The organism is Nostoc sp. LEGE 12454 (assembly GCF_056620565.1).
Genome location: NZ_JBWQXL010000008.1, coordinates 186,845 through 208,249 on the forward strand (window position 1 = coordinate 186,845; position 21,405 = coordinate 208,249).

18 protein-coding genes are annotated in these 21,405 nt (G+C 41.1%); 8 read left to right on the top strand and 10 right to left on the bottom strand.

Going from position 1 to position 21,405, the window contains the following annotated elements; all coding sequences use genetic code 11:
* Positions 1 to 262 precede the first annotated feature (262 nt).
* The 4 genes from AC1F2U_RS11595 to fabI all read right to left on the bottom strand — a co-directional run bounded on the left by AC1F2U_RS11595 (position 263) and on the right by fabI (position 5,010).
* Positions 263 to 1,732, bottom strand: a complete 1,470-nt coding sequence (locus tag AC1F2U_RS11595) for a polysaccharide biosynthesis/export family protein (RefSeq protein ID WP_480261272.1) — start codon at positions 1,730 to 1,732, stop codon at positions 263 to 265.
* A gap of 498 nt (positions 1,733 to 2,230) precedes the next feature.
* On the bottom strand, positions 2,231 to 3,214 hold the full coding sequence (locus AC1F2U_RS11600; protein ID WP_480261273.1) for an ABC transporter ATP-binding protein: 984 nt from the start codon (positions 3,212 to 3,214) through the stop codon (positions 2,231 to 2,233).
* Between the two features lie 289 nt (positions 3,215 to 3,503).
* The gene (gene hisB / locus AC1F2U_RS11605; protein ID WP_480261274.1) at positions 3,504 to 4,145 is read right to left on the bottom strand and encodes an imidazoleglycerol-phosphate dehydratase HisB; all 642 of its coding nucleotides are present in this window, start codon (positions 4,143 to 4,145) and stop codon (positions 3,504 to 3,506) included.
* Positions 4,146 to 4,233: 88 nt separating this feature from the next.
* Positions 4,234 to 5,010, bottom strand: coding sequence for an enoyl-ACP reductase FabI (gene fabI, locus AC1F2U_RS11610; RefSeq protein ID WP_094347372.1), 777 nt, complete (start codon positions 5,008 to 5,010; stop codon positions 4,234 to 4,236).
* Between the two features lie 379 nt (positions 5,011 to 5,389).
* On the opposite strand from fabI, the gene ntcA reads away from it, so the two are divergent.
* The 3 genes from ntcA (at position 5,390) to AC1F2U_RS11625 (ending at position 8,296) form a co-directional block, all read left to right on the top strand.
* Positions 5,390 to 6,061 (top strand): global nitrogen regulator NtcA, encoded by a 672-nt coding sequence (gene ntcA / locus AC1F2U_RS11615; protein ID WP_322678644.1) that lies wholly within the window; start codon positions 5,390 to 5,392, stop codon positions 6,059 to 6,061.
* Between the two features lie 168 nt (positions 6,062 to 6,229).
* The gene (locus AC1F2U_RS11620; RefSeq protein WP_480261275.1) at positions 6,230 to 7,720 is read left to right on the top strand and encodes a DUF3084 domain-containing protein; all 1,491 of its coding nucleotides are present in this window, start codon (positions 6,230 to 6,232) and stop codon (positions 7,718 to 7,720) included.
* A gap of 123 nt (positions 7,721 to 7,843) precedes the next feature.
* Entirely contained in the window at positions 7,844 to 8,296 is a 453-nt protein-coding gene (locus tag AC1F2U_RS11625; RefSeq protein WP_322671733.1) for a RuvC family protein, read from the top strand.
* Between the two features lie 79 nt (positions 8,297 to 8,375).
* Here AC1F2U_RS11625 and AC1F2U_RS11630 read toward each other — a convergent pair whose 3' ends face one another.
* Positions 8,376 to 8,639 carry a DUF3146 family protein gene (locus AC1F2U_RS11630; protein ID WP_069070640.1) on the bottom strand — a complete coding sequence of 88 codons (264 nt, stop codon included), beginning with the start codon at positions 8,637 to 8,639 and terminating at the stop codon, positions 8,376 to 8,378.
* Between the two features lie 898 nt (positions 8,640 to 9,537).
* Between AC1F2U_RS11630 and AC1F2U_RS11635 the strand changes: the two genes are divergently transcribed.
* The 4 genes from AC1F2U_RS11635 to AC1F2U_RS11650 all read left to right on the top strand — a co-directional run bounded on the left by AC1F2U_RS11635 (position 9,538) and on the right by AC1F2U_RS11650 (position 12,782).
* Positions 9,538 to 9,738 carry a heavy-metal-associated domain-containing protein gene (locus tag AC1F2U_RS11635; protein ID WP_480261276.1) on the top strand — a complete coding sequence of 67 codons (201 nt, stop codon included), beginning with the start codon at positions 9,538 to 9,540 and terminating at the stop codon, positions 9,736 to 9,738.
* Between the two features lie 583 nt (positions 9,739 to 10,321).
* The gene (locus AC1F2U_RS11640) at positions 10,322 to 11,188 is read left to right on the top strand and encodes an aldo/keto reductase (protein ID WP_480261277.1); all 867 of its coding nucleotides are present in this window, start codon (positions 10,322 to 10,324) and stop codon (positions 11,186 to 11,188) included.
* A 171-nt stretch (positions 11,189 to 11,359) separates the two neighbouring features.
* Positions 11,360 to 11,899, top strand: coding sequence for a GNAT family N-acetyltransferase (locus tag AC1F2U_RS11645; protein ID WP_480261278.1), 540 nt, complete (start codon positions 11,360 to 11,362; stop codon positions 11,897 to 11,899).
* A 391-nt stretch (positions 11,900 to 12,290) separates the two neighbouring features.
* Positions 12,291 to 12,782: a hypothetical protein gene (locus AC1F2U_RS11650; protein ID WP_480261329.1), complete on the top strand. Its 492-nt coding sequence runs from the start codon at positions 12,291 to 12,293 to the stop codon at positions 12,780 to 12,782.
* Between the two features lie 44 nt (positions 12,783 to 12,826).
* Here the strand turns inward: AC1F2U_RS11650 and AC1F2U_RS11655 are convergent, their stop codons facing one another.
* Positions 12,827 to 13,525: a Crp/Fnr family transcriptional regulator gene (locus AC1F2U_RS11655; protein WP_480261279.1), complete on the bottom strand. Its 699-nt coding sequence runs from the start codon at positions 13,523 to 13,525 to the stop codon at positions 12,827 to 12,829.
* A gap of 2 nt (positions 13,526 to 13,527) precedes the next feature.
* Positions 13,528 to 14,931, bottom strand: a complete 1,404-nt coding sequence (locus tag AC1F2U_RS11660; RefSeq protein ID WP_480261280.1) for an amidase — start codon at positions 14,929 to 14,931, stop codon at positions 13,528 to 13,530.
* A 208-nt stretch (positions 14,932 to 15,139) separates the two neighbouring features.
* On the opposite strand from AC1F2U_RS11660, the gene AC1F2U_RS11665 reads away from it, so the two are divergent.
* On the top strand, positions 15,140 to 16,618 hold the full coding sequence (locus tag AC1F2U_RS11665) for a hypothetical protein (RefSeq protein WP_480261281.1): 1,479 nt from the start codon (positions 15,140 to 15,142) through the stop codon (positions 16,616 to 16,618).
* A 138-nt stretch (positions 16,619 to 16,756) separates the two neighbouring features.
* On the opposite strand, the gene map is transcribed toward AC1F2U_RS11665, so the two are convergent.
* The 3 genes from map to AC1F2U_RS11680 all read right to left on the bottom strand — a co-directional run bounded on the left by map (position 16,757) and on the right by AC1F2U_RS11680 (position 21,329).
* Positions 16,757 to 17,584 carry a type I methionyl aminopeptidase gene (gene map / locus AC1F2U_RS11670; protein ID WP_480261282.1) on the bottom strand — a complete coding sequence of 276 codons (828 nt, stop codon included), beginning with the start codon at positions 17,582 to 17,584 and terminating at the stop codon, positions 16,757 to 16,759.
* Between the two features lie 220 nt (positions 17,585 to 17,804).
* Positions 17,805 to 18,329, bottom strand: coding sequence for a plastocyanin/azurin family copper-binding protein (locus AC1F2U_RS11675; RefSeq protein WP_480261283.1), 525 nt, complete (start codon positions 18,327 to 18,329; stop codon positions 17,805 to 17,807).
* Between the two features lie 105 nt (positions 18,330 to 18,434).
* Positions 18,435 to 21,329, bottom strand: a complete 2,895-nt coding sequence (locus AC1F2U_RS11680; protein WP_480261284.1) for a M16 family metallopeptidase — start codon at positions 21,327 to 21,329, stop codon at positions 18,435 to 18,437.
* Positions 21,330 to 21,405 lie beyond the last annotated feature (76 nt).

A 21,405-nucleotide genomic window follows, 5' to 3' on the forward strand; every position in this document is an offset into this window, starting at 1 on the left:
AATATTACTTAAAATTATTATAATGACGGATATATAAAAGTGGTCAGATAGCTTATATTGGCAAATCACAAGAGAGCAGCTGTAAGAGTATTTATAGCAGACTTATCCTAACTAGTATCACAGCATCTATAAAACGCAATTTGGAAGAAGCGATGTCTTGTGAAGCGTTTGTTATGTGTAACTTGCTTTTGATTAAAGGATAGTGCAATTTTAGGGACGAAGAGGGTTGGCGAACGTCCCCAATTTGCATCTATCTTTTAAACTAGAGTCCGAATAAGTTCAAAAGATTAAAGATAACGCCTAAAGGTCCAGTTATGGTGTTGACGGTATCGCCAGTCTTAGCTGAACCAGATCGGTTGACTACTACAACGTCATTATTGCGGAGTATGGGATTAGTTTGCTCATTAATCCCAGCGGAGAAATCCACTTTTACTATACGTTTAGTGACAGAACCATTAGGGTTGAGGCGAATCAAATCAACAGCACTACTACTAGCTCTGGCATCATTAAATCCGCCGGCAGCAAGTATAGCTTGATTTAAAGAGCTATTTGGTTGAACGTCTGTTAGACCTGGTTTTTTAACTTCGCCAACCACACCAACCTGAATCCGTGTAGGAGATAAAGTAGTGGTAGCTAATTGAGTCGCTTCTGCGGGGTTAATTTCAGTTGCCGTCGGAATAACAATTGTATCTCCGTCTTGCACAATGATGTCTTGATTGGCATCACCACTCTGTAAGAGTTGCCAAAGATTAATATCTATAGATTGTTCTGAGCCAGTTCTTGTAGGTCGGCGTAGCTTGAGATTACGCACATCAGCTTGTGCTGTAATTCCGCCAGCTAATTGAATTACCCGTGTCACATTTGGTAAACCATTGGGAGTGGTACTACCACTATTAGTGGTTGTGCCCCCTTGTGCATCTGTGTTGGCTGGGGTGACAAGATACGAACCAGGACGGTTAACTTCACCAATAATTGTTACTGTGCGGGGTGTGGTTTGACTGGCGGCAAAGTTGGATGCAAATATATTGCGAGATTCTGCCACGTTGAAGTTGGTTGCTGTTGGCACAACTATAGTGTCTCCATCCCGCAAGGTAATATCCTGCGATAACTTGCCTGTTTGAATGAGTTCTTTCAAATTGAGGGTGACAGCTTGCTCTGAAGAACGTCCTATTCTACGCCGTAATTGAACTTGAGTCACATCCGCAGCTAAAGTCACCCCCTGCGCTGTTGTTAATGCGGCTAATACAGTGGGGTATTGTACGCCTGGATTGTTCCCGGCGCCTCCGCTCAAGTTTAGAGTGTAAGCTCCAGGACGTGTCACCTCTCCAGCAACAAAAATATTTATAGGACGAGGAGACAAGAGATTGACTGAGATTAAGGGGCGTTTGAGGAAGCGAGCATATCTTCTAGCTATTTCGTCAGAAGCTTGTTCAGTTGTTAGCCCTAGTACCGACACACTGCCAATTAAAGGTAGGTTGATTGCTCCACCTGGGGGAATTTGGTATTCACCCGTATATTCAGGTACTTCAAATACATTTACACGAATGAGATCGCCGCCTCCTAATGAATAATTAGTATCTAATTGTGTTTGTGTGATTGGTGGTTGTGTAGTTGGTGGTAATGGTTGTCCCTGAGCTAGACTGGCAGATGACATAGCGGCATTGACAGCAGTTAACAAAGCCATACCTACAGCTGGCTGAATTAGGAATTTAGACAAACTTTTGTTAAGCATATTTACCTGAGACTCTGAAACTACGATCAATAAAGTACTGTCTAAACATTTTTATTTTGACTATACCTAAGTATTCATGTTCCCCGACACTCTTATTTTCCTAGAAAAGTGTGATTTTCCGGAGGAAATTTGTTTATTGAAGTTAAATTTTTAGTGAAGTTAGCTTAAAGTTAATGTTGCTTGAATAGAGCAATATCAAAAAATATAGGATTTACGCAAATAAACCCAGTTTCTACAAGAAATTGTCTGTTAGCTAACAATAAAGTAGTCACGAATAAATTTTTCTTGTCAAAGTTAATTTGATGACATTTAAAATCTGCCATGAGTAGTAAGGGAATACTAAAATTAGGAACAAGTTCATTAAATAAATACAAATAACCTTGAAAAAATGTCGGAATTTTCTTTTTTGTGGATTGCGTTGGCAAAGAGAACTCAAAAAGGCAGAATTTTGGGTTTTGTTCTTCAAGCCAGTCGACAATTTACTATTAGGCAACAAGACTAATTCAAGGGGTTGTTTTTTCTTTGGATCTGTTGAATAAAAAATTCTTCTAGGGATTGACGTGACAAGTTAATGGCGATAATTTTACCTTCCATAAGACGAAGACTGGCAAGAAAATCATAGTAATCATCTTGTAGTGTACCGTGCCAAGAACCATCAGGCTCAAATATGAGAGTGGGTATCCATTTTTTGAGAATTTCCCAGTCACCACCTTGACCTTTTACTTGATATGTGTCATTTACGCCTAAGAGTTCATTGAGGGAACCAGAGCAAATTAATTCACCTTGAGCGAGGATGGCAATGCGATCGCAAATCTGTTCTACTTCACTAAGAACGTGGCTGTTGAAAAAAATCGTCTTACCAGCAGCTTTAAGCGCCAGGATAATTTCTCGCATTTGGTAGCGTCCCACCGGATCGAGACCAGACATTGGTTCATCCAGAAAAACTAAATCTGGCTCATTAATTAATGCCTGTGCCATACCAACACGTTGTAGCATTCCTTTGGAATAGCGACGCAGCAGCTTTTTGCGGGCATCGGTTTGGGATAAACCCACTAATTCCAGCAGTTGGGGAATGCGTTGGCGTTGAACACTTTGGGGAATTTGAAATAACCCAGCAGCAAGCTGTAAAAATTCCCAACCAGTGAGATAGTCATACAAATAGGGATTTTCCGGCAGATAGCCGATATGTTGCTTAACACTGCGATCGCCTATTGGCTTACCCAACAACGATCCGCGTCCAGAAGTGGGATGAATAATTCCCAGCAATAATTTTAAAAGGGTAGTTTTCCCAGCACCATTTGGCCCTAGCAATCCAAAGGTTTCGCCTTTGTAAACCGTTAAAGAACAGTTTTTGAGAGATACGACTTTTTGATTTAGCCAAAAACCAGTGCGATATACTTTTCGCAACTCAGAAGTTAGGACTACTGGTGGAATGTCTATCGTATTAAGTTGAGAATTAGAGTCATCTGCAACAGACTTCATCTCGGTTAAATCACTATTTATCAGCTTGGCATTAATTAAAAATTACCCGGTAGGCTGATAATAACCATCAACAACTCGTGTGTCAATTATCCGAAATGGGGGACTGGGGAAGAAGCAAGGGAGCAGGGGAGGCAGGGAAGCAGGGGAGCAGTACTCGGCTACGCTCAGTGACTAGGGAGCAGAGGAGCAGAGGAGGAGAAGAGAAGTTGTAGTAAGTTTTATTCCCTTTGCCCCTTTGCACCTCTGTTTCTTTTCAATGCCCAATCCCCAATGCCCAATTTGACTCCTTTTATAGAACTCCCTTAGAACTGGGAATTAAGCCAGCACGTCGGGGGTCAATTTCCACTGCCAGGCGTGTTGCTCTTGCAAAAGCTTTAAATGTCGCTTCAATGATGTGATGGGAATTAATGCCATCCAATTGTCGAATGTGCAGTGTCATTTGACTATGGTTCACCAGTGCCACAAAAAATTCTCGCACCAGTTGGGTGTCATAGGTTCCTACCCGGTGAGTAGGAATTTGCAAGCCATAGCTGAGGTGAGGCCGTCCAGAAAAGTCTAGCGCTACCTGAACTAAGGCTTCATCCAGTGGTGCAAGAAAATTACCAAAGCGGACAATACCTTTTCTGTCGCCTAGTGCTTGGTTAAAAGCTTGCCCTAAAGTAATGCCTACATCTTCGTTGGTGTGATGATCGTCAATTTCCCAGTCTCCCTTGGCTTGGACATCTATATCAATCAGCCCGTGCGAGGCAATTTGATGTAACATGTGATCCAAAAACGGAATACCTGTTGCTGCTGTGCAAGTTCCTCTACCATCCAGGTTGATGGTAACTTGCACATTAGTTTCACCAGTGGTGCGGTGAACAGTGGCAATCCGAGGGGTTTCAGTTAAGCGATCGTAGTTTGAATTAACTTGGCGATTGGTTGTTTGCATGGGGAATGAAAAGAGTTAGGAGTTATGAGTTAAGAGTTATAAATTTTTAACTTTTAACTCATAACTCTTAACTCCTAACTTTATCGTGTCACATTCCCATAATTTCATATCCTGCATCTACATATAGAATTTGTCCGGTAATCCCACTGGACAAATCACTACACAAGAAAGCCGCAGCGTTGCCCACTTCTAACTGAGTGACGGTGCGTCGTAGGGGAGCTACTTCTTCTACATGATGAATCATATCCAAAATCCCACCCACTGCTGAAGATGCCAAAGTACGGATGGGGCCTGCGGAGATGGCATTCACGCGGATATTTTGTGGTCCTAGTTCAGCAGCTAGGTAACGCACACTCATTTCTAACCCCGCTTTGGCAATTCCCATAACGTTGTAGTTGGGGATTGCCCTAACACCACCTAAATATGTCAGGGTGACGATACTACCTCCCTCTGTCATTAAAGGTTTGGCTGCACCACTTAACTGCACCAGCGAGTAGGTACTAATTTCTAAGGCGGTGTTGAAGCCAGAACGAGAGGTTTGGCTAAAATCTCCAGTTAAATCGTCTTTGCTGGCAAAGGCTAGACAATGGATGAGGATATCTAGCTTTCCCCATTGTTCGCGGATTGTCTCAAAGGTAGATTTTATTTGGTCTTCATCTTGGACATTACAAGGAAGAAATAAGCTGGGGTTAAGAGGTTCAACCAACTCCGCAACTTTTTTCTCCATCTTGCCGCGTTCATCCGGCAGGTAGGTAATACCCAGGTTTGCTCCGGCTTTGTGCAGTTGTTGGGCGATGCCCCAAGCGATCGAGCGGTTATTGGCAATACCTGTAACAAGGGCATTTTTTCCAGTCAGATTTAGCATATAAATTGTTAATGCGATCGATCATTAGGAGCATACTAGAATCCGAGGCACGTTTTGTCTTTGTTTTATACAGGGTTGACAAAAATGAATATTGCTAAGGGTGTTTGCTGTGACAAAAATCTTGATTTTTTATAAAGATATTCTCAAGATATCTTTATTTGTTCTTCAAAAAACCTTTTGAATATAGCTATTGGAACTACTTATCAACAATTAGTAGCTGAAAGGATCAACAATTATGTATCATTATAAACAAAGAGTTATGAAGAGATTAGTTTGAGTATAGGAAAGTACAGAAAGGTTGACGGTGCTTTATTCATTTTTCGGGTGTATTCTTAGGTAATCAGTTTTTGTTTTTCCGGCATTGGGTAGGGGAAGGGAGATGATCGTGACACAAGATAAAGCCCTAGCAAATGTTTTTCGTCAGATGGCGACCGGGGCGTTTCCGCCAGTTGTGGAAACGTTTGAACGCAATAAAACGATCTTTTTTCCTGGCGATCCTGCCGAACGAGTTTATTTTCTTTTGAAAGGTGCTGTTAAACTTTCCAGGGTGTACGAGGCAGGAGAGGAAATAACGGTAGCGTTGCTGCGGGAAAATAGTGTTTTTGGTGTATTGTCATTGCTGACAGGAAATAAGTCGGATCGGTTTTACCATGCGGTTGCATTTACGCCTGCGGAATTACTGTCGGCACCAATTGAACAGGTCGAGGTAGCACTCAAGGAAAATCCAGAATTATCAATGTTAATGCTGCGAGGTCTGTCTTCGCGAATTTTACAAACAGAGATGATGATTGAAACTCTCGCCCACCGAGATATGGGTTCTAGGTTGGTGAGTTTTTTGTTAATTCTTTGTCGGGATTTTGGCGTTCCTTGTGCAGATGGGATCACAATTGATTTGAAATTATCGCATCAAGCGATCGCAGAGGCAATTGGTTCAACTCGTGTTACCGTTACTAGGCTACTGGGAGATTTGCGTGAGAAAAAAATGATTTCTATCCACAAAAAGAAGATTACTGTGCATAAACCTGTTACCTTAAGTAGGCAGTTCACATAAAAACAATTGGAGAAAGGGGAATCGGCGCGTGTTCTATTTTGAAAAATGACACTAATAGCTAGAGGTAAATCTAAAATTGAATAATTTCAGCTATTGCCAATTTCCACTTCTTTCCAGACAATGCTTAAAAGTAGTAGGCTGTATCAGGAAGGATTTCGGTAGCTAAAGATGACCACCGGATACATCCTCATCGCAGCAATTTTGATTCTGGGAGGCGTAATTGCCACCGTGGGCGATCGCATCGGCACACGAGTTGGCAAAGCCCGCCTCTCACTTTTTAAGCTACGTCCGAAAAACACCGCCGTACTAGTAACAATTTTTACTGGTGGTTTGATTTCAGCATCAACTCTAGGGATTTTATTCGCTGCCGACGAAGGCTTGCGAAAAGGAGTCTTTGAGTTAGAGGATATTCAAACAGACCTCAGACAGAAGCGGGAACAGCTAAAAACCGCAGAAACCCAGAAAAGTCAGGTAGAGGGTGAACTAAACCAAGCAAGAATTGCCCAAGCAAAAGCACAACAAGACTTGCAGGCAATTAATCAATCCTTACAGGCGGCAAATGCCAAACAGAGGGAAACGCAAGCCCAGTTGAACCGCACAATTAGTCAACAAGCCCAAACCCAAACTCAACTCCAACGCACTCAAGGTCAGCTAGATCGGGTGGTAACTCAATACCAAAAAGCCATAGCTGAATTGCAAAGCGTTTACGACCAGAGAAAGGAACTACAGGCGGCAGTTGAACTACTGAAAACAGAACGTCAAAGACTGTATGCGGAAGCGAAAAAAGCCATTGACGAAGCTAAAACAGCAATTGAAAAACGCGATCGCGAACTTGCTAACCGTCAAGAAGGCATAGAAGCGCGCGATCAAAAAATTGCCCAACTGGATCAACTAATTCAAAAACGTAATGTAGAAGTTGCAACACGAGAGCAAGTGATTGCCAAACGGGAATCGCGCCTCAAAGAATTGGAAGCACAACAGGAGGAACTAGAACAGGAAGTTGCCAGGCTGGAAAAATATTATCAGTCCTACCGCGACCTGCGTTTGGGTAAGCTGGCCTTAGTTCGCGGTCAAGTTCTGTCCGCTGCTGTAATTCGTGTTACTCAACCTGCCGCTGCTCGTCAGGCAGTGATACAACTTTTACAAGAAGCCAATCGCAACGCCAACCTCGAATTAAGCGAGCCTGGTGCAAATCCGGCAAATTTAGAGCTGCTGCGCGTGACCGAGGATAGGGTCGATCAATTGAGCAAGCAGATTGGCGATGGTAAAGAATACGTCGTGCGAATTTTCTCTGCTGGTAATTACGTTAGGGGAGAAAAGCAGATAGAATTTTTCGCGGATACAGCCCAGAATCAACTGGTTTTTTCCGGAGGCGCGGTGTTAGCCACAACTACTGCTGATTCCAAAACCATGACATCTTATCAGTTACAGCAGCGGCTAGAAATACTGATTTCTGCTTCCCAATTTCGTGCCCGTAATGCCGGAATTGTCGAAAATGTGCAAGTAGAGGGGACTTTTCTGCGCTTTGTCAGCCAATTAAGACAGTATAATCAACTTTTAGAGATCAAAGCGATCGCAGCAGAGGATACTTATACAGCCGGGCCATTGAGAGTAAAATTGGTGGCAATAGTTAACGGAAAAATTATTTTTAGTACTTAAAAAATTATTTGCACACTGTTATTAGTAAGATTTAAACATATTGAACAGCAGCCAAAATAGTTGCTGTAGCTGCATTTTTTATTTAGCAGATACTATGCGAACATTTTTAATTTTTAATTAATTATGAATTTCCGTGAATTTTCACCAACGCAACCAGTCATCTTGGGGTTTGATCCAGGTCGAGATAAGTGTGGTTTAGGGGTGATGGGACTGGATCGGCAACTGTATTATCATCAAGTCGTGTTAGCAAAAGAGGCGATCGCTAGCATTGAGACACTCCGCCAAAGGTTTCCGATCTCTTTGATGGTCATGGGCGACCAAACTACAGCCAAACAGTGGAGACAGAGATTATATCAAGAATTGACAGAACCGTTGAGTATTATTTTAGTGGATGAGCGCTACACAACCTTAGAAGCACGCGATCGCTATTGGCAAATGTTCCCGCCTAAAGGGCTAATCAAGCTATTGCCACAGGGTCTACGACAGCCTCCAAGACCCATAGATGACATTGTTGCCATCCTTTTAATCGAAAGATACTTAAATCGCCTCACTGAATCAGCAACCAGCCAATTTTAGATTTTAGACTTCGGCATGAGCACTCAGTCGAACACTTTTTTCTTCAATCCAGAATCCAAAATTGAATAACTCCAAACTTTTAAAGTTCCGCCCGAATCGTAAAAGCATAGTCTCCTCCAGGCTCTAGCTGGTAATCTTGTTGCTCTAAGAATCGACCCAGAGGTTCTTTGATTAAGGCGCGACCTTGGGATGGCTTGACGGCAAGTTCTCCCCGACGAAAATGCCACTGGAAATGCCACTCAAACTCACCCGCACTCACTTCACCCTCAAGGAAGCCATGTTGCCAGGATTGGCGGGTAATTCTGACATGGGCAATGGTTTCTGGCAGACGTTTTGCACTCACAATGCTTTATGTCAAGTGTGGAATAGCAGCCGATGATGTAGGCTACTTATTTTATTTACCAAACATATCTCAATTAGACAAACTGACAAAGTGGGTATTTGTAGTTAACTAGGTTGTGTTTATGAGTAAGATGACTTCAGGATGCTGAAGTCGCGCCACCGATAGCGTAAGCAAGCTATGCGTAGCGTCTCCTAGAGAAGCGTTAGCGAGTTTTACTTCGAGGGTCATAGTTCGTCATAGAGATTGGAAAATAAATCAAAAGATAAATACTAATTTTTTCGTTGCTTCTAGCGATCGCATTCCAACTACTGGTACATTTCAGAAATCGTTCCTACTCGCAATGTGAAGCAGTCTCTAGCGTAAATACCCAAATTAGCAGTGTCTAACACTTTTATCATAATTGTGTCGCTGAAAGTCTTTGTTAGGAACCCGCAGTATATTTATGCCGCAAGATAGCTGTTTTTTGAATCTATATGTACTTCAAATGTTGGGCAAAAGTATCTGAAGCATACAATAAATTAAAAACTACAGATAAGAAGATTTCGTAAATTACGCATATACGCTTGTACGATCCGGTAGTGCTATAAGAACAACTACGTCGAACAGCAATGCCTAGAAAAACAGGGGAATGTCTGGCGGAGTCTTCAGAAGAAACTAAACAAGCGGTTTTTGATAAGTTAGTAATACTAAGTGCATTCTCATAAATAACTTTATATAGTTTAGTATTTTTTTGATTTTGCTATTTAAATAATTTGTCAATAATGATTTAGGTATAACTATTATTTGTTACTATTTCTGTCATGCTCAATTCCCTAACTCAAGTAAGATGTGCGCTCACTCTTAAAATTGATATTATATTTTCTAAATGTAAATTTCAGTTTACGTAATGAGGTAAGTAATGGCAATTAAATTGAAAGTTCCAGATATTAAAGGTGATGAGTGCGCCAAGAAAATAACTAAAACTATTCTGACTATGGAATCTGATGCCAAAGTAGATGTAAACGTTGATGCTAAAACTGTAACTGTAGATGCTGCGGCTTCTGAAGAGTCAATTAAACAGATGGTTCAATCTGCTGGTTATACTATTGAGGGCTATTAATTAAACTTCTAAATTTTCTAAAAATTTAGAGGCAATAATTTAGCCAGCATAATTGTCTAATGATATTTACGTCCGTTTGACGGGCGTAAATCTTAATATATTACTCTAGTCGTTCGCAACTATTCCTCGTATGCTAACATAGCAAACGGCTCTAAATATTGGTAATCATCAATAATAATTAAATTCACCAAGACCACAATCAAATATGACTTTCAAAAAATTAAATATTAAATCTCATATTAATAATTATTAGGTCGAAATTACAGAATATTTTAAAAGTTCTTTAGTCGGTAACAAAACGTTTTAGATCCCCTTGAGTTCCCCTTTTTAAGGGGAACTCTGATTCCGGTTTCCCCCTTTTTAAGGGGGGTTAGGGGGATCTAGAAGTGCCTAAAATTACAGATGACCACTTTTAAAACATTTTTTTAGAGTAAATGAGGGTTGTCTGTCAAATAACGTGGTATTTTCACATTTAGCAGGAAGAAAAATTAAATTCACTTATCCTCAAGTCTAAGTACTAGGGAGGATTTATGATGAATAACTAACTGATAGATAATTGGGGCAGAAAGCTATAGCTAGAATCATGGAAACTAAACAGCTAGGAAAAACTGGTATCTTTGTGAGTGCGATTGGTTTGGGTGGTATGCCCATGTCAATTGCTAATCGTCCTCCTGAATCGGAATCAATCCAAGTTATTCATCGTGCCTTGGATTTGGGTATTACATTTATTGACACTGCCGATTCTTACTGCAAAGATGAGTCCGATAAGCACCACAATGAGCAGCTAATTCACAAAGCAATTAGTAGTTACAAAGGCGATGTTAGCCAAGTGATTGTAGCCACTAAGGGCGGGTTGATGCGTCCCAATGGCAACTGGACAAGCAACGGCAATCCAGAACATTTGCGCCAAACAATTCGAGCCAGTTTTGAGGCTTTGGGCGGTACTAAACCCATCGATGTTTGGCAATATCATTCTCCCGATACTAATTACACTATTGAAGAATCCCTTGCAGCAGTTAAAGAAGCAGTAGAGGCTGGTTTGATTCGGTTTGTGGGAGTTTCTAACTTTTCCGTTGAACAAATTAAACGGGCGCGGGATGTGGTGGATATTGTCTCGGTGCAGAATCAATACAGCCCTTGGCAACGACAGCCAGAAAATGATGGCGTATTAAAATATTGCGAACAGCAAGGATTGACCTTTTTACCTTGGAGTCCCTTTGGTGGTAGGCGTCGCCATCAGGATTTGCAGGATATTTCTGCGATCGCTAAATTAGCTAAAGAAAAAGGCGTGTCGGTGTATAATATCGTTCTAGCGTGGTTGCGTTCCAAGTCGCCCGCTATTTTGCCTATTCCTGGTGCTAGCAAGGTTTCCAGTATTGAAGATTCAACACGTGCTATCAACGTGAAACTATCTGACGAAGAAGTGCAAAAAATTGATCGGGCAACTTAATTATTTGGCGTTGCTAATTCAATGTATGAATCTGGGTGTAAAGATGTTGCCATATAACGTTTTTACAAAGATTGTGAAATCATGCCAAATCATTTTGATACCTGAATTTAGCAACGCCAATTATTCCACTGGCTAAGGTAGATGTGGTAGAAGTTGCCTATAAAAAAAGACATGATATTAGAAACACACCGCTTGCTAATGCGTGACTTTGTAGAAACAGACTGGCAGGCGGTTTTTGCCTATCAATCAGATCCTTTGTATTTGCGTTATAACTACTGGACACAACGCACACAGAACGATGTTTGCGAGTTTATCCAGATGTTTCTCGATCAGCAAAAAGAACAACCTCGGACTAAGTTTCAGTTAGCTATTATCCTTAAGAAAGAAAATCGGCTGATTGGCAATTGTGGTATCCGTGTAAATGACTCGGAAATGCGGGAAGCAAATATCGGCTATGAACTAAATACTCAATATTGGGGACACGGTTATGCAACAGAAGCAGCACAGGCAATTTTAAAGTTTGGCTTTGAAGAATTGAGAATGCATCGTATCTGGTCTTGGTGTGTTTCAGAGAATGTTGCTTCTGTAAAGGTATTAGAAAAAATTGGTATGCGTCGTGAAGGTCATCTGCGGGAAAAAGAGTTAATCAAAGGCAGATGGTACGACAACTTTCTTTACGCTATCCTTGACCACGAATGGACAGCAAAGTAATACTGCTTCTATGAGCTACCTCAGAGACAATATCATAAATTACTGAGAAATTGAGTGTAAGACAAGTTCAGAGGGTCACAGACATGACCAACACTATCCTCAATTTCCAAACAGCTACAGCACATGAAGTTTTAGCGCAGCAGGCAAAAAACATCTGCGTCTTGGTGGACGAATAACCACAGATAAGTTATTTCAGTGGGCAAAATTCAGCTTGGAGGATTATCAGCCTTTCTTTACAGTTCATAATCCCAAAATACTATTACTTGGTGTTTTTGTCTTGATACCTAATAATGCACCTGATGCTTTAAAAATTGAAGAAAACTTGACATTTGTTCTCACCCTTTCTGAGAAACTTACAGAGAATAATTAGTTATTTATGGAGTCTGAAAAAATGCGATCGCTACTTTTAACTTTTGCTCAAAATTTAAGTTTTTCTGAAACTCAGTTGGAAGAAATACTATCGAAACCTTTAACTGAAGTTCTCAATTCGCCTGGATTGCAACAAGAATTAAACAGCTTAGATATCAATTTACTTAAGGAAACTTTACCCACAGCAGGAGGAGTTTTAGCTAAGGAATTACCACCTTTTTACAACTGGCTAAAAAATGAGTTGGGAGTCAAGCGGGTTCCTGATAGTCCCGATCACACAACAACATGGGTAATTGGTTTTCTCCATAATCAAGAAAGTCTAACTCATTTAGTTGAGTTGCACCGTCCAGTACCTCGTCCGGCTTTAGAAGCTTCTATTCCCCGCTTGATAGGTATGTTTGAAGGTGTCGAAGATGCACAAGTTCGGCAGGAATGGCAAAAAGCGATCGCAGCTCTATGTCTAGTTCTAGTTGTTGCTGCACGCGAACAAGATAGAGCAGCTGTAACAGTCTGAATTGCTGTCCCTAGCGTGTAGTGGCGCACAGATGTGCGCCACTACTAATCTATATCTCCAGATGCGATCGCATCCAATTTCTCAGCATTAAGGATCGTAATCGTCCCACCCCGGCGATAAGCAATTACTGACTTGAGACTTTTAATTAATCGCACGCATTCTTCGTAAGTAATGCCGCTATTTCGAGCCATCCGATAATAAGATAATTTGACTTTTAAACACTCGCCTTGTGGACTAAATTCAGTTCCCGATTCAACAGCAAAATATTTAATCAATCTCGCAAGGCGAACAATCGCTCTTTCAGAAACTAATCCGTGGACTGTTTCATGTAATTGCTGAATCCGACTATTAAAAACCATCAGCATTCGTAAGGCGATTTCAGGGTTTTCTCCAATAGCTTTTAATAAAGCATCTCGCTCTACAGTCAGGATTTCACAATCAGATTCAGCAGTAACAGTTGCCGGAGAAATTCCATTTCCTAACAAAGCAGGAGCAGCAAAAATTTCCCCAGCAGCTAAGGCACGAAGAATCGTTTCTTTCCCTGTTGTTGCTGTTTTAGTAACTTGAATCGATCCACTGACAACAGCGTAGAGTTTTGCTGGTAAGCGATCGCCTTCATGGAAAATAATCTCTCCTTGGCGATAGCCTTGCACCTGAGTGTAAGGTTGCAAATTTACTTTGTCTGCTGTTTCTAAACTTGCAAACACGATAATTTGCGAAAGTTGTTCCAGGGATGCTTGCACGATCAGCCTGATATTGCAAAGGCTGGACGGCGATCAATCCAAGGATTAGCCGCTTCTAATTGTGCTGCTAGGCTGATGATTGTAGCTTCAGCGGCAGGTTTACCAATTAGCTGCACACTGATGGGTAAACCCTTACTATCAAAGCCGACAGGAATAGCGATCGCAGGTTGTCCAGTTGCATTCGCAGGCGGACAAGGGGCAACCCATTCAATAATATTTTGGAATGTCTCTTCTGGACTCAGCGAAGCCCATTCCCCAACGCGGATAGGTGAATGTAAATAAACTGGCAATACCAGCACATCCACGGTATCGAAAAACGCCACAATTTGACGTGCCACTACCTGCATTTGGGAAACTGCTTGCAAGTATTCTCCAACGGAACCTGTACGTGCAAATAGCCAGCGATTCAATGGCTGCAAGGCTTCAGCAGGAAGTCCCGATGCGGCTACCCCAGCTTGCCAAACGATTTGAAATGGTTCAACTAAACCACTAAAATCTGGGGATTTCTGTTCAACGTGGTGGCCGAGTTTTTCTAATAACTGGACTGTTTGGCGGACACCTTGCTGACAGTTCGCGTCAGCTTCTCCCAATGGAGAAATGCTAGTGTCAAAAGCAATTCGCAAAGCGCCAAGTTTTGTCCCAGTTGCAGCGAGAAATGATGGTTCGGGATCTGGCAACCAGTAAGGATCGCCTGTCATGTAACCAGATATGGCATCCAAAAGGGCAGCAGCATCAGCAACAGTCCGGGCGATCGGGCCGTTGACGGCAATTCCAGCGAGGCGTTCGCCTACGGGTGCTTTACTCACTCTGCCCCTAGATGGTTTAATTCCCACCAAACCACAACAAGCCGCAGGCCCCCGAATTGAACCACCGCCATCAGAACCTTGAGCGATCGCACACAGTCCTGCTGCTACCGCCGCCGCCGCGCCACCACTGGAACCGCCAGGGGTGTATTCTAAATTCCACGGATTTCTCGCTGGGGGAAAACCCATAGGTTCACTGTAGGGAAAAGAACCTAATTCGGAAGTGGCTGTTTTACCAAGAATAGTAAATCCAGCTTGCTTAATCCGCGTTACAACCCCATCATCATAATTAGGGATATTGTTCAGTAATGCTGGATTTCCATAAGTACAGGTAACATCTGCTACAGCATTGAGGTCTTTAATGGAAATCGGCACGCCAAAAAATGGCGGTAGTTCTGAGGTAGTTGTTAATAATTCTGTTTTGGCTTTGGCATCTGCGATCGCTAATTCTGCCGTTACCGTAAAATAACTTCCTAATTGAGGATTTAATTGCCCAATTCGTTCTAAATATATTTCTACCAACTCTAGCGGTGATATTTCCCGGCGACGAATTAATTGCGCCAACTCTAGTGCTGGGGTAAATGCTAAATCAACTTCATTCATAGGTTAGTGAATGGGTAAATTTGTCTTTCTCTGGGATTTTTAAACTGAAATTGTTACTTTAGCAGGATTTCCGGGAACTATAAATTTTATAGCTCCTAAGATTTGTGACTTGTTTAGGATGCTCAGATGCAATAGGCGTGGTTGTATTCTTACTCAAGCCATTTTAATTGTTCCGCATAAACTTTCGACAAATCCCCAAGGGGTATTTATGGCTAACCTAGAAATACTTGTTAGTGAATTGCCAACACTAATTCAGAATTTAAAACTGACTATTGGCGATTCTAATGAAATCATGGAACAAATTATCCTAATCAATAATGCTCAGGAACAGCTACGAAATATTAAAAAATTAATCACTCAAGAATTGAAATTCGATCGCACTAATAATTCTGCGATCGCTACACTTCCTCGATTGAGCGCAGCAGCTACTTTATTTATACCTAATTTGGGATTAGTCGATCCAGCGATCGCAGAAAAGTTTGGAAACTCAGAAACTAAAATTTCATTGACTGATTTACAATCAAAAATTGATGATTGGATTGAATGGGGTTATTTTTTGCAAGCAATAGCCGCTGATATTCTTAGCGATCTTCAATTAGTAAATCAACTCAACTCTGATATTATTAATTTAAGTATATCGAATGAGTTTCAAACTTTGAATGACAGCTTAAGAATTGATTTAGCTTTGGCTAAACCTAATATTTTAAACCATCAAATTGAAAAAATTAGCGATTCTCAAAAACAACTATTACAGTTACAGGAAAAATTAAATTATATTTTTTGTACTATTAAAAATAGTCGAACCTTATTAAATATTTTATTAGGTGTCTCAGCTTTTTATGGTAAATCTGGTTTCGCTTTAGAGTGGTTAGATGATGATCGCGAATTAATTATATCGAGTGAGGGAAAATTTAAAGAATTGACAGATATTCTCAATGATTGTGATTCTTTCCAAGAACAAATTGCTGCTTTAATTATTCGGGGTAATACTTTAACTCAACAGGGAGAACAAACCCTGAAAAAGATTGAACAGGAAAGTAGTAAAAAAGCAATTAGTAGCCAGGAACTAAAAATAGTATCAAAATTTTCAACACCAAAAATAGTAAGTTCAGCTTTGATTATCGCTTCAAGTTTATTAATCTTAACTTTTGCTGGTTTGAAAATTAGAGAGCAAAATCTAAGTTTAACTCAAGAAATAAGTGCGTTCGTCACAGACGATGGTTCCGCCATCGCCAACTTTAAATCTGCTCAAAAACTTGGTATGGAGGCTGCTTCTCTAGTTCAAAAGCCACCGCATCCGCTAAAAGTCTGGCAACAAGCAGAAACTAAATGGTATCAGGCAATAATTTTATTAGATAAAATTCCTGCTAAAACATCAGTTTACGATCGGGCAAAGAAGAAATTAGCTTACTATCAAATTAACTATAAATCTATCAATAAAAGAGTACTGATTGAAAAGAAAGCTGTAGGAAACTTAGAATTAGCACACAAGCTAGCAACAGAAGCTAATTTCTTTGTTAAAAATTCACCTCATCCACAACTAAGTCGGCAGCAAGCACAAGATAAATGGCAGCAAGCAATTAATTTGTTAGAAGCTATTCCAGAGAGTACGTCTGTCTTTGTGCAAGCGAAAGAGATGCTTTCTATTTACAAAACTAATTATGCAGGGACTAATCAGCAGTCCTAAATCATTTGTGAAAAATTAGACAGAATTGCTATATAGCGGTTATTGAATATTTTACAAATTGCGTTAAAAAAGTAAAGAGGTAAATCGTCCTTTTCCAACGCTTTACCTCTCTCAACAACAGATAATTACAACTAACAATTACAGCTTAGAACGGTCAGTCAAAATCTCATAACTAGTCTCTGTCACCAAAACTGTATGCTCAAACTGAGCAGACAAAGAATTATCCATAGTGACTGCTGTCCAACGGTCAGATAATGTCCGCGTGTGTCTGGAACCCGCGTTTAAAATTGGCTCAATTGCCAGCGTCATCCCCGCTCGGAGTTTAACATTTGGCATCTCACGAGTACGATAGTTAAATACTGAAGGTTCTTCATGCAGGTTACGACCGACACCGTGTCCAGTAAACTCTTCAACTATACTAAAGCCGTTAGATTTCACATGATCTTCAATTGCTCCAGCTAAGTCAAGCAGGTATACACCAGCCTTTACTTGCTCAATGCCTTTATATAAAGCTTCTTCTGCTACACGAATTAATTTAGCAGCTTCTTGTGTCACTTCACCGACAGCAATTGAAATGCAAGAATCACCATGAAAGCCTTGAAAATAAGCGCCTGTATCTACTTTTAATACATCTCCAACACGAATCACTTTCTTGGGGCTAGGAATGCCATGTACAGCTTCATTGTTAATACTGGAGCAAATAGAACCTGGAAAACCGTGATATCCTTTAAAACTGGGTGTTGCACCCATTTCACGGATGCGTTTTTCTGCATAAGCATCCAAATCAGCCGTGGTCATTCCTGGCTTTACTAGCTCGGAAATTTCTTTTAGGACAGTTGCGACAATTGCCGATGATTGCCGCATGATTTCAATTTCACGCGGCGATTTAATTTCAATTCCTCGGCGCTGTTTTTTCGCTGGTGCTGGTTGAGTGGCTTGAGAAAGTAAGTTACTGAAAATGTTCATGGGAAATTAATAATTACTGGTGGCTTTGACGCTGAAGTATGAATGCTTTCTCTAGATTAATTGAGAAATAATATTTATAATTTAACACTATGGGAGTTAGTACAGTTTGGTCTAAAATTGTGATGAATTGAGGTTTCAAATTTAAACGCAGAGGGACGCAAAGTTAAGCGCAAAGATACGCAGAGAATTTAATAAAATGTTGTATTCATCTCAATTATTTTTAATTTTTGATGGCAATTTCTCCAGTCATACCTGCTTCTGTATGTCCCGGTATTGTACAACGTAAACCATAAGTACCAGATTTTAGGGGCACAAATACCCATTCGGCTTCAGCACCGGGCTTGAGTTCTAGTTCGTGAATGGCTCCTTTGATTTCTACTTTGCCTGCTTCAACTTTTTGTGTCCAGATGCCATCGGCAAAATCTTTAGCGGTAAAATAGTGCTTCAGTTGGCTGGGATTATTAAGCTGTAGTTGATAGCGTTTACCAACCTCAAATTCCAAATGATTTGGCTCAAACTTGAGTTCGTTAGCTGAATTACCTAAGCTAACTGTAATTTCTGTAGCTGGTTGCTTGAGCAAATCACCAGACAAATTCGCCGCCATTGCTGGAGTAGCAGCGATGAAATTTACAGCTAGGAGTAACGTTAATATCACGTAGTTACGCCGTAATATTTGTACGCAAGTAGGAATTGTGAAACTAAGGGATTTAATTACAATTTCGTAAAAACAGTTATAAATTTTCATCACTAATTCTCAAAAGGCAATGCTAATGAGCAGGAATAATTAATTAGGTAGCGGGAAAAACCACTTTACCTATTCTTTATATTATCCATGCCCAGTGCCTTATCTCTACCTAATACTTTTCTCTGCTAACACAGATGGCCCAGCTGTAACGACTACGATTTTATCTGGGTGGAGTAACTCACGAGCCGCTTGATTAACTTGAGTAAGGGTAACTTTCTGGATTTTATCAGTGAAGGAGTGCAATTCTACTTTATCTAGTCCATAGACCTCATTCATCAAAATTCTATCTGTTAATTCCTCTGGGTTGGCTAGGGAAACGTTGTAATTGCTAATGAGGGTACGTTTAGCTGTTTCTACTTCCAGTGCAGTTACACCTTGTTGATGGATTTGCTGTAGTATTTGGCGGGTACTAGCGATCGCTTTACTGCTATCTTCAGGACTAGTCTGCATCTCAATCAAAAATGTCCCTACATTCTTCCCAGCTTGGAAGGAGCTATAAATTCCATAGCTCAAACCTTGGCGATCGCGCACTTCTGCACCTAGTCTACTAGATAAGGTATCGCCTCCCAATATCTGGTTCAATACTAAAGCTGCATGAAACCGAGGATCGTAACGGTTAATGCCTGTGTAACCCATATAAGTTACAGCTTGGGCTTTATCTGGTAAAACTGGGTTAACACTGACGACTTTCTGCGGCATTGCCACCGGGGGATATTTTAATATGGGTGCTTTTCCGCTAACTTCCCAGTCTCCAAACTTATTTTTAATCAGCGATTGCACTTTGTCTAGATCGAAATCTCCCACCAGCGCTAGCACTGTTGTATCTGGGCGATAATGTTTAGTTTTGAAATCAATCACATCCTGGCGCTGAATCTGCTGTAAACTCTCCTCTGTCGGGAAGGTATGTAAGGGGTGTTTTTTCGGGTAAATTGACTGAACAAATACTCTTCTGGCTACTTCTGATGGCTCATCTAATTCCTGTTGCAAATCGGTTAAAGTTTGTTGGCGATGCAGTTCTAACTCTTTGCTGGGAAAGGTACTATTTTTTACAACATCTGCTAATATCTCTAAGAGTATCGGCAAATCATCTGCTAAACTATCACCTTCGATATGCACGCCTTCGCGGTAAGTTTGAAAGTCTAGACTTGCACCTCGTTCTCCTAAGACTTTAGCAATAGTTGAAACATCTTTGCTCTTAGTACCATTTAGCAAATTATCTGCCGCAAAAGCAGCCAATCCAGCTTTATTCTCTGGATCGAATTCCGTCCCAGCTTGAATATAACCGCTCAAGGTAACGGTGGGAGTACTCCGATCTGGTAACAGTAATATCCGCAATCCGTTAGTCAATTTAAATTCCTGGGGTAAGACTTGGGCGATGTCTTCGACGGCAAGCAACGCATCTGTAGCCAAATCCACGGGTGGTAAGTATTTTATTACCTCAGAAAAAAGCACGGGTACGCCAGGAGAGAAATTTTCTGTAGTTTGGGCTGAGTCTGGTTTGTCAGAAACTTCTGTTATCCGCTTCTGGGTTGGCTCAAAAAAGCCTACTGTCCGCGCTTCTTTTGTCAAGTATTTGTTAATCACAGCAACAACATCCGTCGGCTTCACCAGACGAACAGCTGCCAAATAGCGGTCTGTGTAGCGATAATCACCAACGGTTGTCTCATCAGTCCCCAATCGCATTGCTTGAGAGGTGATATCACGGTTACTCAAAATTACATCTGCTGTTAATTGAGTTTTGGCTCGTTCTACTTCCTCAGATGTCACACCTTTTTCTGCTACATTAGCGATCGCACTACTCAACATTGAGTCAATTTTTTTCAAATCTTGTTTAGCTCCAGCCGTCACCAACACCTCATACCAGCCAGATTCTCGCAAACTGGTGACGGATGCTGTAACTTCACTAGCTAAACCTGATTCCACCAATGCCTGATAAAGTCTAGAATTCCGTCCCTCTGTCAAGATGTAATCCATCACATCCAACGCCGGGACATCCGGTTGATTTGCATCCGGTAGCGGATACACAACTTGTAACAGCCGCCCTGCTCCTGGTTCTCGCAATACGATGGGAGATGAAGAGTAAAGACTTTCCCCTCTGCTCCTCTGCTCCTCTGCTCCTCGGTCATTGAGCGTAGCCGAAGTGCTGCTCCCCTGCCCCCTGCCCCCTGCCTCCTGCTTGGGTAATTTACCAAATACTTCTTTAATTGTTTCGAGAGTATTTGCAGTTTGAAAATCTCCAACAATCACTAAGACAGCATTATCGGGACTGTAAAAATTGCGGTAATATTTTTCTACCTGCTCAACTTCAAATTTCTCGACATCAGCTTTAGTGCCACCTACTGGCAACCCATAAGCATGATTGGGAAACACCGCTTGCATGACAGCACGGTTGAGGCGATATTCTGGACTATTTTCATAACCCTGCAATTCGGAAATTACTACCCGCTTTTCACTGGCTAATTGCTCCGGCTCAATCTGGGAATTTCGCATTCTGTCTGCTTCCAACACCAAGAGCGCTTTCAGCTTGTTTCGTTCCACAGTACCGTAATATGCAGTTTGGTCATAGCTGGTAAAAGCATTAGAATCACTACCTAAAGCACTAAACAAACGTCCAAATTGAATTGGACGATTTCGAGTGCCTTTAAACATCATGTGTTCTAATTGGTGGGCAATGCCATTCACGCCCGGTTCTTCGTTACGCGAGCCAACCTTGTACCACACCTGCACCGTCACCACTGGCGCAGTATGCACTTCCTTTGTCAGGACAGTTAGACCATTCTCCATCACTGTCTTGCGGACATTTTCTGTCAGTGTTGAGGGCATTATTCTTTTTGCTAGCAAGGTTGACTGATATTTTTCTTTGTTAGTAGATATAACTGGATGTTGGCTATGAGCAGGTCGATCGCTCAACAAAAAAACAGCTATTAGCCATAAACTTAAAAGTAATAACGGTAAGGGATATTTATAAAATTTAGAATAAAATTTGGAAAATCCATACATGTATTTAGCAGATTTATCTGTAAATTAAGTTACATAGTTATTTTGGAGAATAACTACACTCTAATCTGACGAAAAA